We start from the raw sequence: 16625 nt of genomic DNA, 5'->3' as shown, positions 1-16625 counted from the left end.
GCTGGGGGGTTGGGAGTGCGGGGTCAGGGGATGAGGGTGGTCCAGGGCTTCCAGGAGTTGGTGGGGGTCAGCATGGAGAAGGTGCCGTCGTCGGAGTACTCCCACCAGGAGTAGCTCAGGCCCTTGGACTTGTAGAGCGCGACCTTGTCCTTGATGAACTGGTCGTGGCCGGTGGCGCTCGCGCCGATGCCGAACTCGCCGATCCAGATCGGCAGCTTGACCTGCTTGGCCATGTCGATGTGGACCTGGAGGTGCTTGGCGAGGTTGGCCTTGTTGGCGGCCTTGTATCCGGTCCTGCCGTCCGAGGCGTTGGGGGAGACGCCGATGCCGTGTCCGTCGAAGCCCTGCCCGGCGTTGCCGGTGTAGTAGTCGTGCACCGACCACATGAGGTTGGTGCGCTTGGCGGGCTTGAACGAGGTCCACGCGCTGACCGGGACCTTGGCGTCGCCGTAGGTCGGCTCGATGGCGATGCTGGTCCTGGCGTCCCTGGCCCGGATCGCGTTGACGATCTTGGTGTAGTCGGCCAGGACGGTCCTGTGGTTCACCGGCCACCGGTAGGGCTCGTTCACCGGGTCGTACGCCGCGAGGGCGGGGTTGGAGCCGTAACGGGTCGCTAGCTGCTGGAGGAAGCGCAGCCCGTTGGCCGCCACCGCGCCCATGCCGTCGGCCTTGCGCGCCCAGGACGGGACGCGTCCCTGCCCCTCCGGCTGGCCGTACAGGTGGACGCAGTCGAGCACGACGTACAGCCCAGCGGCCTTGGCCCGCGAGAGCGCGGTGGAGAGGGTCGTGAACGCCGTCTCGTTCCAGGCGCCCTTGCGTGGCTCGAAGTCATCCCAGAACAGGACGAGCCGCACGCCGGTGAAGCCCTTGGCCTTGATGGAGGTGTACGTCGCCTGGCCCCACGTGGAGGTGTTCCCGGCGTCCCAGACCGGCTGGACGTTCGGCCCGTTGAAACGCAGGGCCTTGCCGTCCGCGCGGACGAACGCGCTGCTCGCGGTGGAGTGCAGCTTGCCGAGGCTCGCGGCGGCCGTTCCCTCGCCGGACGCGGCGCCCGACAGGGCGCCCTTGTGTCCCGGGGAGGAGCCGCAGCCCGCGGCGGCGATGGAGAGGGTGACGGTGGTGAGCACCCAGGGGAGTCGTCGCATGGATCCGTGTCCGTTCAAGCGATCTTGGTGCTGGCGCAGAAGATCATTCGGACTCGGCGCGCGGCGCGCGGCGGGACCGGCGGCATCGTTACCCGACCGTTGCCCGTTCCGGAGCGCCCTCAGCGGTCGTGTCCGGCGAGGCGCCGGTAACAGGCGAGGAGGCGCATGCAGCCGTTCTCGGTGGTGAACTCCGCGGCGTCGGCGCGGGCCGCGGCGGTCACGTCCTCCTTGTCGGCGAGCGCCCTGCCCAGGGCGTCGACGAGCCCGACGCGGTCGCCGGGCGGGAAGAGGTAGGCGTTGCGTCCGTCCGCCAGGACGTTGGTGATGCCCCCGCTGGAGGGGACGACCACCGGCGTCCCCGAGGCCATCGCCTCCACGACGGCCCGTCCGAGCGTCTCGAACGGGGACGCCGTGCAGAACGCGTCGCAGGACGCGAAGAGCGCGCTGCGGTCGGCGCCCCGGACGAAACCGACCATGTGGATCCGGGGGGACGCGGCGGAGAGTCGCGCGATCTGCGCGGTGACGTCGGCGGGACCCTCACCCGCGACGAAGAGCGAGAGGTCCTCGCCGCCGGGGGCCGCGTTCAGCCTGAGGAAGGCGTCGATGATGAGGTCGACGCGCTTCTCGCGGGCGAGTCGTCCCAGGTAGAGGACGCGCTGGCCGCGCCCGTCGTAGTAGGGCGCCAGCCTGGTGAGGACGGCCGGGTCGGCGCGGTCCGGGCTGAAGGCGTCGAGGTCGACCCCCACGAAGGGGACCTGCTCGATCGGGATGTCGGTGAAGTCCCGCAGGGTGGCCGCCGCGTGCGGGGTCGCGCAGATGGCGGCGTCGAAGTTCCGGTACAGGACGCGCATGACGGGCCGGAGAACCGGCACCCGCAGGTAGCGCAGAAGCGGATAACTCAGGGCGAAGTTGTAGTAGTCGCTCTGGTACTGGGCCACATAGGGGACGCCGTGCCGCCGCGCGTGCTCGCGGCCCGGCATCCCCCACGAGGCGAACATGAAGCAGCGTTCGGGGTTGGTGACGACCACCAGGTCCGGCGCGATCCTCCCCAGCGCCGCGTCGATCTGCCCGAGCGCCGAACGCCGTGGGACGAGCATCATCGGATAGGGCGGCCACCGCTTGGCGGCATAGGTGAGCACCTCCAGGCCGCCCGTGCCCTCCCCGGTCGAAGGGGCGTCGCCGACGGTCTCCGCCAGTCCGTCGCGCGTTTCGGGGGCCTCGGGGACGAGCAGGGACAGGCGCACGTCCTTCCGTCCGGCGAACCAGTGGGCCCGCTCCACGTTCCCCAGCGAGACGCCGCTGACCTCCGGGGGGAAGCTGGCGGTGATCCAGACGACGTTCAGCGGGTCGGTTCCCCCGGCGCGCGTGCTCAACGGACGGCCTCCTGATCGGGCTCCCGGCTCCCGACTCGGCATCGGGCCGTTCACGAAGTCCCTGATCAGAGTGGTTCCCGCCCGGACTCGAAAGCATGAGCACCACCCACCGAAAGCCCGCGCCGCGCCCTGGCGCGTCAGTCGGACGGATGGAGGCTCAGCCAGAGGTCGGCGCGTTCGACATGCAGATCGCGGCCCAGCCGCCGGTACGCCTCGCGCATCAACTCCACGCTCGCGCGACTGTGGGACGAAAGCGACTTCAGAACGCACAACGCCGACCCCGGATATCCCTCGTCGAGGAACGCGCGCGCCCACGGCAGGTATTCGTCCTGATCCCACGGCTTGTCGACGGGCACGGAGGAGGGGGCGAACGCCGACGCCTCCGCGAGGACGCCGATACCGTCCCCGGACGGCTCGTACCGCCACCCCGGCGGCACCTCCGGCCGAAGGTCCCGCTTCGAACGCGCCCCCGGCGTGATCTCCGTCGACTCCAGGTCAGGGCGGAGACCGAGGGCGTCGCACACCTCCGCCCAGAGCGGCTCCTCGGCCGGGGAGGGACGTTCCCGCGCCCCTGCGACCGTCCCGACGAGCAGGTTCTCCAGGGCCTGCTTGGTGGTGTCGCCGAGCCACCACGCCCGGTCGTCCACGGGTGCGAAGGACACGCAGGGGTGATCGTCGGCGTCGAGTTCGGGAGCGAGGACGGCCCATCCGTAGTGCAGCGCGTCCCCGCCGTTCCAGCAGAAGGGGAGGATCTCGAGCGGCTGGAAGTGGTACGCCAGCTCCCCGCAGAACTGTTCGGGGACGTCACCGCTCCCCGGCATGCCGAGCAGGGCCGGTTCGAGATCGCCGCAGAACAGCGAGCCGCCGTGGTCCATCCACGAGGCGTAACGCCACACGTCCGGATCGCCGGGATCCAGACCGTCCATGACGAACTCGGCCAGGGCGGTGAAGGTGGCGGGAATGCGGAAGGACCGATGCCAAGGGTGCGACATGGCCGGGAGCCTAGTGCTCGGCCCCGGGTCACGATCTCGACTCGGCGGGCCGTCCTCAGCGTCCCGCCCGAACTCAGCTGAAGCGCCAGTGCGACAGGTTCTTCGTCAGTGGCTTGCCGGCGTCGGCGTCGGCGCCGTCCGAGGCCCGCGGGTCGTGCGCGGTCAGGGTGTGGGAGTCGAGGGTGAACCGCTGGCCGTCGGCGGGGAAGGCCACGTTGGGACGGGTCGGGGCCGGGACGTCGTCGCTGATGTGGGTGGACAGGATGTGCAGGTCGGGATGGCGTCCGGCGAGCGCCTCGACCTCCCGCAGGCTCATGTGCCCGGCCTTGGCCTCGGTGGGGAAGGTGGTGTCGGCGATCAGGGTCGAGCTGGTCGAGGCCAGTTCCTCGACGGCCGGGCAGTAGGCGGTGTCGCCGGTGCAGCCCAGGGTGGTGCCCCGGTCGTCGGTGACGCGGTAGCCCAGGGTGGGGACGGTGTGCTGCACCGGCCGCGCCTTGACCTGGTAGTGGCGTCCGCCCGCGAGGCCCTCCCACTCACCGCCGTTGTCGCCGATCTCGACGAAGGACGGACGGGTCCTGGGCCGGATGTGCTCCCAGCTCCCCGGATAGGCCAGCTCGAACAGCCGCTGGACGCGCTCCTCGAACCCGAGGGGGCCGATCAACACCAGATCCGTCCCGCGCTGCCGGAGCAGTCCCTGTTCCAGGAACAGGAAGACGATGTCGAAGAAGTGGTCGGCGTGGAAGTGGGTGATGAGGCAGACGTCGACGGCCTCCGGCTTCAGCCCGTAGCGGCGCATCGCCTTCATCGACCCGTTGGGCGTGTCGATCAGGATCGCCTCATCGACCAGCGCCGACGAACTCAGCCGGTCACTGACGATCGACCCCGTACCGATGAACTGCAGCTCCATGGATGGTCCCTCCCCTTATGCCCTCCGCCGCCCCGTGACCCCCTGTCCCCATTTCACTACATAACGTATATAGATCATGACCCTGAGTGGTGAAGCGGGGGTGGCGGAAAGCCCGGAGGAGCCGCCCCGAGGGTCCTGCGTCCAGAGGCCCGGCTCGGCCGGGCCTCTGGAGGAGCCCCTGAGATGATCAGGGGAAGGGCGTTCGACGGGTGGGGGCGGGATGGAACTGCGGCAGATGGAGGTCGTCGTCGCGGTGGCCGAGGAGGGCGGGTTCACGGCCGCCGCGCGGCGGTTGAACGTCGTGCAGTCCGCGGTGTCCGGGACCGTCCGGGCCCTGGAGAAGGAGCTCGGCGTCCGGCTCTTCGAGCGGACGACGCACCGGGTCACCCTGACGAGCGCCGGTGCGGCGTTCGTGCCCGCCGCACGCCATGCGCTGCGGGCGGTGGAGTCGGCGCGGGCGGCGGCGGACGAGGCGCGGGGACACCTGCGAGGCGTGCTGACGGTCGGGACGATGCAGGGCGTCTGGCTCGGTCTCGGCCGGGCGCTGGCGGAGCTGCGCGCCGAGCATCCCGGGTTGACCGTCCGGTTGCGTCAGGCCGCGGTCGCCGACATCCGGACGGCCCTGCGCGATGGTTCGGTGGACGTCGCGGTCGTGGCGTTCGACCGCCAGCAGCGGCGCGGCCTGGAGGTCCGCTCGCTCGCGCGCGAGGAGATGATCCTGGCCGCCGCGCCCGGCCGCGTCTTCGAACGGGACGACACGGTCACGTTCGCGGAGGCGGCCGGGATGCCCTTCGTGGACTTCGCGCCCGGCTGGGCGATCCGGGCGGCGGTGGACCGGTCGTTCCGCGCGGCCGCGGTCGAGCGCGCCCCGGTGTTCGAGGTGAACGACATCGTGGCCGCCGCCGAGCTCGTCCAGCATGACCTGGGTGTCTGCGTGATGCCGGAGTCGATCGCCGCCCGGTTCCCCGGACTGGCGCTGCGCCGGTTCGCCGGCCGTGCGCCCCGCTGGGACGTCGCGGTGGTGCGTCCCGGCGGGGATCCGGCTCCGGCGGTGGCGGCGCTGCTACGCCACCTCACGTGAGGCCGTCCGGCGCTCGGTCGTCCAGTAGAGCAGCGCGAGCAGCGGCAGGGCCGCGCCGAACGCGGCGACGGCGGTCCATCCGGCCGCGCGGTAGACGACCGAGCCGAGCTGCGAGCCGAGAGCGCCACCCGCGAAGAAGATCGCGATGAAGGCGCTGTTCAGCCGGGCCCGGGCGGCGGCGTCGAGCTGGTAGACGACGTGCTGGCCGACGATGAGGGTGGTCTGCACGGCCACGTCGAGCAGGACGGCGGCGAGGGCGAGCAGGACGATGTGGTGTGAGCCGAGCCCGGCGAGCAGCGAGGCGAGCGCCCCGGCCGCCAGCGCCGCCCCGGTCACCGGACGGCCCAGACCGCGGTCGGCCCAGTGGCCCGCCAGCGGCGCGATGGCCGCGCCCGCCGCGCCGACCAGCGCGAACAGGCCGACTCCGGTGGAGCCGTAGTGGAATTGGGGTCCGGTCAGCAGGAACGAGACGGTCGTCCAGAACGCGCTGAACGCGCCGAACATCGCCGCCTGGTACAGGCCGCGCCGCAGCACCGCCGGGTGCGTGCGCACCAGCCGCACGGTGGAGCGGAGCACGTGGTGGTAGGGGAGCGAGGTCGTCGGCGCGTGCGCGGGCAGCGCCAGCCGCAGGGCGACGGCCAGCAGCGCGGTCAGGACGGCCGAACCGGCGTAGACCGTCCGCCATCCGGCGGCGTCGGCGACCAGGGCGCTGATCGTCCGGGAGAGCAGGATGCCGGTGAGCAGCCCGGCCATCACCCGTCCGACGATCCGTCCGCGGGCGTGGTCGGGGGCCAGGCTCGCGGCGAACGGCACCAGGATCTGGGCGACGACCGAGGTCGCGCCGCTGACCAGGGAGGCGAGCAACAGCACCGGGAACCCGGTCGCCATGCCCGCGACCGCCATGACCGCGCTGGTCACGGCCAGCAGCAGCGTCACCAGCCCGCGCTTCTCGAACCGGTCGCCGAGCGGCACCAGGAACAGCATGCCGATGACGTAGCCGACCTGGGTGACCGTCACGAGCGCGCCCGCCGTGGCGGTGCCCACATGGAAGACGCCGGCCAGGGTGGAGAGCAGCGGCTGGGCGTAGTAGAGGTTCGCGACCGTGGCGCCGGTGGCGAAGGCCAGCAGCGCCACCAGCCATCCCGGCACGCCGCCACGGGCGTCGCTCGACGTGTCCGCGCCCGGAGTCGGGGTCGCGGGACTGGACTGGATTGTCATGGCCACCTTCTGCGGAACTCGGATCGGTTCGTGCGGCGGACGTGCCGCACGTCCCATGAGAGCGCCCGCAGCCCCGGATCGCTTCCCTCCTGACGGCGATGATCGGCGACGACAGTCATCTCTGATCGCGATGACCAAGCCGACGGCGGGGCGCTCCGAGGCAGGCGGTTTTTTTCCGCTTGTCCGGCGGCGGCCCCGGAGGGTTGGAGCGCTTCCGGGGCCGCCCTCACCGGTTCGGTGCGTTCGGGACGCGGGCCGGCGGACTCGGCCGACCGTCCGTCCACGACGGACGCAGCGGGACGGTCGGCCGAGGCCGGCCGGCGACAGGAGGCCGCTTCAGCCGAGCATGGCCGCGGTGATCGCGCGGGCGACCGCCTCCGGGTGCGACAGCGCGACCGCGTGGGAGGCCCCTGCCAACTCCACGGTCTCGGCACCCACCCGGGTGGCGGCGGCCCGCTGCGCGCCGGGGTCGATCGCGTGGTCGGCCCCGGCCACGACGAACCGGGACGGCAGCCGCTTCCAGCCGGGCTCGACGGCGAGCGGCTCGGCGAGCGCGCGCTCGGCGACCGGACGCTGCGAGGCGGCCATCAGCGCGGCCGTGTCGGACGGCAGGTCGGCGCAGAACACCGAGGAGAACCGGGCCTCGTCGATGGTGAACTCGGTCGCGGTGCCCGAACCGTCCGGGTACGCGCCCGGAACCAGCGCCGAAGCCAGTTCGGGCGCCGGGAAGCCCTCCACCGACGACAGCGCGCTCATCCCGGTGTCCAGCCCGAACGCGGCGACGAAGACCAGGCCCTCGACGTTGGTCGCCGTGGACGAGGCGTGCGTGATGACCGGGCCGCCGTAGGAGTGGCCGACGAGCACCACCGGGCCGTCGATCCGCCGGACGACCGAGGCGACGTAGACGCCGTCGTGGGCGAGCCCGCGCAGCGGGTTGGCGACGGCCAGGACCCGGGTGCCCGCGTCGCGCAGCCGTTCGGCGACGGGCCGCCAGCTGGAGGCGTCGGCGAACGCGCCGTGGACGAGGACGGCGGTGAGCCCGGTCATGCGGATTCCTCCGTGGTGGTGGCGCGGATGGCGTCCCGGATCAGCGCGGCGACCTCCTTGGGCCGCGACAGCATCACCAGGTGCGAGGAGTCGAGCTCCACGGTCTCGATGCCGGCGCGCCGGTAGCCGAACCGCTCGACGTCGGGGTTGATGGTCTGGTCGGCCGCCGCGACCACGCCGAAGGCGGGCCTGGTCTTCCAGGCGGCCGCCGGGGCGGGCTCGCCGAACGCGGCGGCGGCCAGCGGACGCTGGGTCACCGCGAGCACCCGGGCGAGGTCCTCGTCGATGTCGGCGGCGAACACGGCGTGGAACCGCTCGGGGTCCACGTAGACGTCGACGCCGGTCTCGTCGCCGTTCCCGGTCGGGTAGGGCCTCTGCACCAGCGCGGACGCCAGCGCCGAGTCGGGGAAGCCGCCCTGCAGCTCGCCCAGGCTCTCGCCCTCCTCCAGCGCGTACCCGGCCAGGTAGACCAGGGCCGTGACGTTCTCCTCGACGCCCGCGACGGTGATGACCGCGCCGCCGTAGGAGTGCCCGACCAGGACGACCGGTCCCTCGATCCCGCGGACGAGCGACGCGACGTACGCGGCGTCGCCGGTCAGGCTGCGGTTGGGCACGGCGGGCACGACGACGGGAATGCCGTCCGCCTGGAGCTCGGGGATGAGCCGCGCGAAGCTGGAGCCGTCCGCGAACGCCCCGTGGACCAGGACGACGGTGGGCTGCGGGGACCCGTTCATGGGGAACCTCCGGTGGAAGAAGGGATCAGGCGTGCAGGGCGTCGTGCAGGAACTCGCCGGCCTGCCGGGTGGCGGCCTTGGCGGCGTGGGTGTCGCGCAGGGCGTTGAGCATCACGAAGTCGTGGATGATGCCCTGGTAGCGGACGGCCGTGACCGGCACCCCGGCTTCGCGGAGCCGGGCGGCGTACGCCTCGCCCTCGTCGCGCAGGACGTCGGCCTCGGCGACGATGACCAGCGCGGGCGGCAGCCCGGCGAGGTCGTCGAGGGAGGCGCGCAGCGGCGACGCGGTGATCTCGGCGCGCTCGGCCGGGTCGGTCGTGTACTGGTCCCAGAACCAGCGCATGCCCTCGCGGCTCAGGAAGTAGCCCTTCTCGAACCGCTCGTAGGAGCCGGTGTCGAAGGCCGCGTTCGTGACCGGGTAGAACAGCACCTGCGCGGCCAGGGACGGGCCGCCGTTCCGCTTGGCCAGCAGCGTCGTCGCCGCGGCCATGTTGCCGCCGACCGAGTCCCCGGCGACGGCGACGCGGGAGGCGTCGAGGCCGTGCTCGGCGCCGCTCGCCACGATCCACTCCAGCGCGGTGTAGATCTCCTCGATCGCCGTCGGGTACCTGACCTCGGGGGAGAGGCTGTACTCGACGAAGACCGTCGCGGCGTTCGCGCGGACGGTGAGCTCGCGGACGAGCCGGTCGTGCGTGTGGGCGTTGCCGAACACCCAGCCCGCGCCGTGGACGTACAGGATGACCGGGAGGGTCCCCGTGCTGCCCGCCGGACGCAGGACGCGCACCCGGACCTCCCCGGTGGGGCCGCCCGGGATGGCGAGGTCGACGACGTCGGCGTCCGGGACGGGCACGTCGCCGTCCTGGACGCTGTCGACGGTCGTGCGTCCCACGACGGGCCCCAGGTCGTAGAGGAAGGGCGGGTTGGCGGTGGCATCGACGAACTCCTGCGCGGCGGGTTCGAGAACAGGTCGTGATTCGCTCATGGGTCCAGCTTCCCGGCCTGCCGTCCATGGGACATCAGTCGGTCGACTGCCCTACCGGGATTCAGTCATCTCGGTCATCGCCACAACGCCCCGGGCCGCCGAAGCGGCTGCTCAGAAGGAGAGGGCGTCCTTGAGGAAGGCGCCGCCCTGGCGGAGCGCGGCGCGGGTGGACGGGCTGTCGCGCAGAGCCGTGAGCGAGGCGAAGTCGTGGACGGTGCCGAGGTAGCGGACGGCGGTGACGGCGACGCCCGCGCTCCGCAGGTTGCGGGCGTACTGCTCGCCGTCGTCGCGGGCGACGTCCGCCTCGGCCGAGATGATCATCGTGTCGGGCAGTCCGGCGAGCTCCTCGCCGGTGGCGCGGAGCGGCGCGGCGAAGGACTCGGCGAGCTGCCGCTCGTCGTCGCTGTACTGCCGCCAGTACCACCGGACCGCCTCGCCCGGCAGGAGCGGGTCGCCGCTGAACTCCCGGTGGGACGCGCCGGAGCAGCTCGGGTCGGTGAGCGGGTAGTACAGCAGCTGGCCGCGCAGCCGCGGACCGCCACGCTGCTTGGTGACCAGGGCGAGCGCGGCGGCGATCGTGGCGCCCGCGCAGTCCCCGGCGACCGCGACCCGGTGCGGGTCGAGGCCGAGGCCCGCGGCCTCGCCCAGCGCCCAGAGCAGCAGCGCGTAGCACTCCTCCAGCGCGATCGGGTACCGCGCCTCCGGAGTGCGGGTGTACTCGGGGACGACGAACGCCGCGCCCGAGTCGAGCGCGAGCCCGCCGATGATCTGGCCGTGGGTGTGGAGGTCGCCCAGCATCCACCGGCCGCCGTGGACGTACAGCACGGTCGGCAGCGGCCCGGACGCCCGCTCGGGGCGGACGATCCAGAACCCGGTGAGCCCGGACGGCCCGACGGGCGCGACCTTGAACTCGGCGCGCACCCCCGGCGGGAGGGTGTGGTGCCCCTGCGCCTCGGCCAGGGCCTGGCGGCCGTCCTGGGGGCCGAGCTGATGAAGGTACGGCGGGGCGGCGGCGGCGTCCACGAGCCGCTGGACCAGGGGGTCGAGCACCACCGGCTCGTGCCCGTCAGCGTCCCGAGCGTCCACGTCGCCCACCTCCGTCAGGGGACAGCGTAGCGACCATACCCGCTGGTGGGGCCGGTCGGGACGGGGGCCGGAGGGCGTCACGCACCGTCGAGGACGTCCCGCAGCTGGTGCCGCCTGCTCACCCCGAGCTTGGGGAAGACGCGGTACAGGTGGGAGCCGACGGTGCGCGGCGACAGGCGCAGCCGCTCGCCGATCTCCCGGTTCCCCAGGCCCTGCGCGGCCAGCCGGACGATCCGCTGCTCCTGCGCCGTCAGGGCGTCGAGACCCGCCGGCTCCCCGGCGGACGCCGGGACGGCCTCGGAGGACGCCGGGACGACCCCGGCGGCGCGCAGCTCGGCCAGGGCGATCAGCGTCCACGGCTCCGCGCCGAGCATGGCGAAGGTGTCGCGGGCCGCGGCCAGCAGCGGCCGGGCCTCCGAGGGACGGCGGCGGCGCCGCAGCCACTGCGCGTAGTCGAGGCGGGCCCGGGCCCGCGACAGCGGCCACTGTTCCCCGGCCGGGTTGACCACGGCGAGCCGGTAGTGCCGCTCGGCCGCCGCCGAGTCGTCCAGCAGGGCGGCCGCGTGGTGCAGCAGCAGCGTCATGCGGGTCGTCGGCCGCGGCCCCGCCGCCTCACGGGCCGCGGCGAGCGGGCCCGCCACCTCCTCGGCGCGTCCGGTGTGGCGGGCGGCCGAGGCCAGTTCCACGATCGAACGCATCGACAGGACGTGGTGCAGCGGTTCACGGCCGTCGGCGTCCCAGAGCGCGCGGAACCGCCGGTACGCCTCCTCGTGGTCTCCGGCCGCCGCGGCCCGCGTCCCCGCCGCGTGCAGCAGGAGCGCGTGCGTGGCGCGGTTGTCCTCGGGGCAGAACGACGGCCACTCCGGCGACGGGGCGGGCCGTCCGCGCAGCGCGTCCAGCGTGACGCCGAGCGCGGTGACCTCCCCGTCCAGCCTGGTCAGGCCGTGGACGGCGGCCAGCCGTCCGGCCTCGGCCAGCACCTCGTCCGCCCGGTCCCAGCGCCCGGTGTCGATCAGGGCCGACGCCAGCGGCGCCAGGCACGGCGCCAGCGGGCCGTGGTGCCCGGGCGCCGCGCACCGGAGGCGTTCGAGATGGTCGACGCACTGCTCCGGCTCGTCGGCGAACCAGGCGACCACCCCCCGCGCGGCGAGCCACATCGGCTCGTCCCGCACGTGCCGCTCGGGCCCCCGCCGCTGGACGACCCCGGCCGCGGACGCCGGATCCGCGATGACCGCGACCAGCTCCTCCACCGCCTGACCGATCCCGCCGCCCCCGTCGGTCCGGTCGAGCCCGTCGGTCACGGCGGCGAAGCCGGTCGCGTCGGTCGCGTCGGTCGCCTTGAGCCGGACGGTCCCGTCCGGCCGTGGGGGCTCGGCGGGTTCGGGCCGGACGCCCACGTGGTACCCGGCCATGGCCGCGACGACGCGGAGGGCGAGTCCGGCCGTGCCCGCCGGGTCCGGCAGGCGGTTCAGGGCGGCGAGCGCGACCCGCCGGGCCTCCTGCTGCCGTCCCGTCAGAGACGAGGCCATCGCTTCGCAGGCCGCCGCCACGCCCAGCGGTTCCGGGTCGGTGGTGCCGCGGGTGACCTGCGCGCACAGCTCGTGCACCCAGGCCCGTTCACCGGCCATGGCGGCCGCGACCAGCGTTTTCACCCGGCGGCGGGCGCGGTCCCGGGCGGCGGGGGACAGGTCGGCGGCCGAGTCCAGCGCCCGCGCCGCCGCGACCATGTCCGCCGATTCGGCGGCGGTCGCCTCCAGCATGCGCGCGACGTCCTCGTCGTAGCCGACGACGGCCGCCGCGAGGTGCCGGGCCCGGCGGGCCGGTTCGTCGATGACCGCGGCGAGGTCGCGGTGGGCGCGGCGGCGCGCCTCGGCAGGGGCCCGCCGGTAGCAGACCGCGCCGACCAGCGGGTGGGTGAAAACCACCCGCTGGTCGATGAGCGTGACGAGACCGGCGTCCTCGGCCGCCCGCCAGTCCGCCAGGTGCGGTGCCGTCCCGGCCGCGGCCATGATCGTGGGGAGGTCGGCGGCGTCCGGATCGGCCGCCGCGAGCAGCAGCAGCCGCGCCGGGCCGTCGGGCAGCGCGCGCAGCCGCGCGTCGAGGTCCAGCCCGCCGGTCCGGCCCGCCGGAACCCCGGCCGCCAGGTCGATGAGCGCCAGGGGGTTGCCGTCCGCCCGCCGCAGGATCCACGTCCGGTCGCGTCCCGCGGGGGGTCGTGGCTGGGCGTCGAGCAGCCGGGCGGCGTCGGCGTCGCCGAGCCCGGCGACCGTCATGACCGGGGCCTGGGGGCCGAGCCGGTCGGCGCTGCCGGGCCCGCCGGCGGCGAGGGTCCGCACCCCCGCGTGGGCGCCGCGCCGGACGACGAAGCTCAGCACGTGCAGGGAGTGCCGGTCGACCAGGTGGAGGTCGTCGATGACCAGCAGCCCGGGACGCGCCGCGAAGCGCGACGCGAGCAGCCGCAGGACGGCCGTCCCGACCGCCGTGGGAGGGACCGGAGCGGCGTCCGCGCCGAGGTCCAGCACGGGACCGAGCTCAGCCCGCTGCCGCTGGTCGAGATCGTCCAGAAGGGGATGCAGCGCCTGGTTCAGGCACCCGTAGGGGACGCCGTCGCCCTGCCCCTCCAACACCGTCATCCCCTGGTCACGAGCGTGCCGGGCGGCCTGCCCGAGCAGTTCGCTCTTGCCCACTCCCACTTCGCCCGTGACCAGCAGCGCGGGCGGCTCCCCGTCCTCGACCACGCGCAGAACGCGGTCGAGTTCGGCCTGTCGGCCGAGGAGCACGGGCGTTTCGAGTAGGCCGAAGGGGCTCCTGGACATCACATCGGCCTCCTGTGTACTTGACGCAGCACACAGTCTTCCCCGCCGGACGCTCCCAGCGCCCCCCTCAACAGGCCAAGAAACCCCTGCTGTCAGACATCCCAGACGCTCTCGGACAAGTCTGCTCACTATCAGACAAGCCAGGCTCGGTGTCGGACGCGCCCGGACGCTCACCGGACATGCCCCCGCGCGTCGTCAGACGCGTTCGGGCCGTCCGCGTCCGTTGCCGGTCGACTGGAAGCGCTGCTGGTACTTCTTCGGCGAGATGCCCAGGCGGGACACGAAGGCGCGGCGCATGCCCTCCGCGCTGCCGAACCCGGCGATCTCGGCGCTCTCGGTGACCGTGTGCCCCGCGTCCAGGAGCTCGGTGGCCCGCTCGAAGCGCATCTCGGCGATGAACTCGGTCGGGGACCGTTCCAGCTCGAGGCGGAACAGCCGGGTCAGGTGCCGGGGGCTGACGCGCGCCTGGGCGGCGAGCCCGGCGACCGTGTGGTGCCGCGCCGGGTCGGCCCGGATCAGGTCGGCGACGTCCCGGACGAGGGGGCTGCGCGGCACCGGTCCGCGCAGCGACGCCGAGAACTGCGACTGGCCGCCCGCCCGCTGCATGTACACCAGGATGGACTGCGCGACCCGCCGGGCCACGTCCGCCCCGTGGTCCTCCTCCACCAGGGCCAGCGCGAGGTCCATGCCCGCCGCCACTCCGGCCGAGGAGTAGGTGCGGCCGTCCCGGACGAAGATCGAGTCCGGCTCGACGGTGACCGCGGGGTGGCGGCGCGCGAGGTCCGCGGCGAACTTCCAGTGGGTCGTCGCCCGCTTCCCGTCGAGCAGGCCCAACTCGGCGAGGACGAACGCGCCGCTGCAGACCGAGGCCAGCCTGCGGGTGTGCCGGGCCAGGTGCGCCGCGGCCTCCTTCACCTGCGGGGTGACGAACGCGCCGGGCGGCAGTTCGCTGCCCGGGACCATCACCGTGTCGAAGTCGCGCGCGTCGCCCGCCGCGCCCGACACCCCGACCCGCACGCCGATCGAGGTCATGACGTCGCGTCCGTCGGCGGACAGCAGGACGATCTCGTAGCCGTCCGCGAGGGACTGGTTCGCCTCGACGAACACCTCCGCCGGACCCGCGAAATCGAGCATCTTGACCCCGTCGAAGACGAGGAGGGCGACCTTGCGCCGTGCGGGTGAGAGGCGGTTCATGGGCAGAGATTAGGGACCTGACCAGCCGACATCCAAACGGCCGGTCTCCGCCCGACGCGGCGCGGACAGGGATCGGAGGCGGGCGGGGATCGAACCCGCCGTCCCGAGGTCCTCGGGACCACCTGCTTTGAAGGCAGGGGAGGCCACCAGGCGCTCATCCGCCTCCGGGCGGGAGCTTAGCGGGGTTATGGGGTGTAAAGGGAGGCGAGCGCGTCGGCGTACTTGGCGTGGACGACGCGCCGCCGGAGCTTCAGGGTGGGCGTGAGCTCCTCGGACTCGGCCGTCCACTCGGCGGGCAGCAGCCGCCACCTCTTGACCTGCTGGACGCGGGCCAGCCGGGTGTTGGCGTCGTCCACGGCGTGCCCGATCTCCTCCAGCACCAGGGGATGTTCGGCGAGCGCGGCCGTGTCGGTGGTGTCGATGCCGTGGGCGGCGGCCCAGACGGGCGCGACCTCGCCGTCCAGGGTGATGAGGGCCACCAGGTGGGGGCGGCGGTCGCCGAACGCCAGGGCCTGCCCGACCAGGGGGTGCTCCTTCAGCAGGTTCTCGACGAGGGACGGCGCGACGTTCTCGCCGCCCGCCGTGATGATGATCTCCTTCTTCCGGTCGACGACGCGCAGGAAGCCGTCCGCGTCGAGGGCGCCGATGTCGCCGGTGCGCAGGAAGCCGTCGGGGGTGAACGCGTCCGCGGTGGCGTCCGGGCGGCCGAGGTAGCCGGGGGTGACGGTCGCGCCGCGGACGAGGATCTCGCCGTCGTCGTCCAGCCGGAGCTCGACACCGGGGAAGGGGCGGCCGACGGTGCCGAGCTTGAAGTGGTCGTCGAGGTTGGCGGTGACCGCGCCGGTGGTCTCGGTCATCCCGTACGCGTCGAAGATCTTCAGGCCGAGTCCGGCGAAGAACCGGGCCACCTCCACGGGCAGGGGTGCGGCGGCGCTGGACGCCTGGACGACCCGGTCCAGCCCGAGCAGCCCGCGCATGGGGGACAGGACGGCCGCGTCGGCGCGCGTGAACGCCGCCTCGATCCCGGGGGTGAGGACGTTGCCGTGCTCCTGCGCGGTCACATAGGCGCGTCCGGCGTCGAGGGCCGCCTCGACCGCGCGCCGCCTGCCCTCGTCCGGCTCGCCCGCGAGGACGGCCTGGATCCCCGCCATGATCTTCTCCCAGACGCGCGGGACGCCGAAGAAGCCGTGCGGCCGGACGTCCCGCAGGACGGCCGTGAGCTGCGCCGGATCCGGGCAGAAGTGGACGTGCGCGGCGCGCCGGATCGGCAGGTAGTAGCTGAGCACCCGGTCGGCGACGTGCGCGAACGGCAGGTAGGAGATCGCCGCGTTGTGCTCGGGCAGGATCGAGACGGCGTCCACCATCGCGGTCTCGGCGAGCGCCATGGCGTGCGTGATCGGCACGCCCTTCGGCTCGCCCGTGGTGCCCGAGGTGTAGAGCAGGGTCAGGGTGTCGGACGGCGCGACCGCGCGCCAGCGGGCCTCGACGCCCGCGGCGTCCGCGGCGAGGTGGGCGCGGCCGAGGTCCAGGAGGGCGTCCCAGGTCAGGAAGCGGTCGCCCGGCGGGCAGGCGGCGGCGTCCACGACGATGACGCGGCGCAGGTCCGGCAGCCGGTCGAGGACGGGCAGCCAGCGGTCCAGCTGGTCGCGTCCGTCCAGGACGGCGAGGCGGGCGCGGCAGTCGGCGGCGATGAACCCGATCTGGTCGGCGGCGAGGGTGGCGTAGACCGTGGTGGGGACGCCGCCCGCGTGGACCGCGCCGAGGTCGGCCAGGACGTGCTCGGACCGGTTCGGCATCATCAGCGCGACCACGTCGCCGGAGGCCAGGCCGAGCGCGGCGAACCCGGCGGCGGCCACCAGCGCGTCGTCCCGGAGCTGCGACCACGTGCGGGTCCGCCACGCGCCGTCCACCCGGTCGGAGTAGGCGGGCCGGCCGCCGTGCCGCCCGGCGGTGCCGGCCAGCTCCGTGCAGATCGTGCTCATCGCGCCCTCCGAGGATGTCAGTAAGCACTTATAGGCGGCCCATCGCACCACGCGCACCACGCCCCCGG

At 73.7% G+C, this 16625-nt stretch carries 13 protein-coding genes and 1 tRNA gene; 1 reads left to right on the top strand and 13 read right to left on the bottom strand.

The features are described from left to right. Window positions 1-23: 23 nt before the first annotated feature. The 4 genes from P696_RS0115455 to P696_RS45720 form a co-directional block, all read right to left on the bottom strand. Window positions 24-1145: a glycoside hydrolase family 5 protein gene (locus P696_RS0115455; protein WP_084337558.1), complete on the bottom strand. Its 1122-nt coding sequence runs from the start codon at window positions 1143-1145 to the stop codon at window positions 24-26. A gap of 119 nt (window positions 1146-1264) precedes the next feature. Next, on the bottom strand, window positions 1265-2518 hold the full coding sequence (locus P696_RS0115450) for a glycosyltransferase (RefSeq protein ID WP_026413051.1): 1254 nt from the start codon (window positions 2516-2518) through the stop codon (window positions 1265-1267). Between the two features lie 137 nt (window positions 2519-2655). Beyond that, window positions 2656-3510: a hypothetical protein gene (locus P696_RS0115445; protein WP_026413050.1), complete on the bottom strand. Its 855-nt coding sequence runs from the start codon at window positions 3508-3510 to the stop codon at window positions 2656-2658. A gap of 73 nt (window positions 3511-3583) precedes the next feature. Beyond that, window positions 3584-4417 (bottom strand): MBL fold metallo-hydrolase, encoded by an 834-nt coding sequence (locus P696_RS45720; RefSeq protein ID WP_064744034.1) that lies wholly within the window; start codon window positions 4415-4417, stop codon window positions 3584-3586. A 220-nt stretch (window positions 4418-4637) separates the two neighbouring features. Between P696_RS45720 and P696_RS0115435 the strand changes: the two genes are divergently transcribed. After that, window positions 4638-5498, top strand: coding sequence for a LysR family transcriptional regulator (locus P696_RS0115435; protein ID WP_026413049.1), 861 nt, complete (start codon window positions 4638-4640; stop codon window positions 5496-5498). On the opposite strand, the gene P696_RS0115430 is transcribed toward P696_RS0115435, so the two are convergent. The 9 genes from P696_RS0115430 to P696_RS45715 form a co-directional block, all read right to left on the bottom strand. Then, on the bottom strand, window positions 5481-6716 hold the full coding sequence (locus P696_RS0115430; RefSeq protein ID WP_026413048.1) for an MFS transporter: 1236 nt from the start codon (window positions 6714-6716) through the stop codon (window positions 5481-5483). The genes P696_RS0115435 and P696_RS0115430 overlap by 18 nt on opposite strands. 336 nt (window positions 6717-7052) lie before the next feature. After that, window positions 7053-7763, bottom strand: coding sequence for an alpha/beta fold hydrolase (locus tag P696_RS0115425; RefSeq protein ID WP_026413047.1), 711 nt, complete (start codon window positions 7761-7763; stop codon window positions 7053-7055). Next, entirely contained in the window at window positions 7760-8497 is a 738-nt protein-coding gene (locus P696_RS0115420) for an alpha/beta fold hydrolase (protein ID WP_026413046.1), read from the bottom strand. The genes P696_RS0115425 and P696_RS0115420 overlap by 4 nt, the downstream gene beginning before the upstream one ends. A 25-nt stretch (window positions 8498-8522) precedes the next feature. After that, the gene (locus tag P696_RS0115415) at window positions 8523-9479 is read right to left on the bottom strand and encodes an alpha/beta hydrolase (protein ID WP_026413045.1); all 957 of its coding nucleotides are present in this window, start codon (window positions 9477-9479) and stop codon (window positions 8523-8525) included. Between the two features lie 111 nt (window positions 9480-9590). Beyond that, the gene (locus P696_RS0115410; RefSeq protein WP_026413044.1) at window positions 9591-10565 is read right to left on the bottom strand and encodes an alpha/beta hydrolase; all 975 of its coding nucleotides are present in this window, start codon (window positions 10563-10565) and stop codon (window positions 9591-9593) included. A gap of 77 nt (window positions 10566-10642) precedes the next feature. Beyond that, complete coding sequence (locus tag P696_RS0115405) at window positions 10643-13381, bottom strand: helix-turn-helix transcriptional regulator (RefSeq protein WP_051467656.1); 2739 nt, start codon at window positions 13379-13381, stop codon at window positions 10643-10645. 195 nt (window positions 13382-13576) lie between these two features. Beyond that, window positions 13577-14575, bottom strand: coding sequence for a GlxA family transcriptional regulator (locus tag P696_RS0115400; RefSeq protein ID WP_026413042.1), 999 nt, complete (start codon window positions 14573-14575; stop codon window positions 13577-13579). A 72-nt stretch (window positions 14576-14647) separates the two neighbouring features. After that, window positions 14648-14741 (bottom strand) — tRNA-Sec (locus P696_RS0115395). Between the two features lie 19 nt (window positions 14742-14760). Beyond that, window positions 14761-16557, bottom strand: coding sequence for an AMP-dependent synthetase/ligase (locus P696_RS45715; RefSeq protein WP_051467654.1), 1797 nt, complete (start codon window positions 16555-16557; stop codon window positions 14761-14763). Window positions 16558-16625 lie beyond the last annotated feature (68 nt).

The sequence above is a fragment of the Actinomadura oligospora ATCC 43269 genome, from assembly GCF_000518265.1.
In the GTDB taxonomy this organism is placed as follows: Bacteria; Actinomycetota; Actinomycetes; order Streptosporangiales; family Streptosporangiaceae; genus Spirillospora; species Spirillospora oligospora.
The sequence above is the reverse complement of the archived record's forward strand: the minus strand, read 5'-3'. Positions and strand labels throughout refer to the sequence as shown.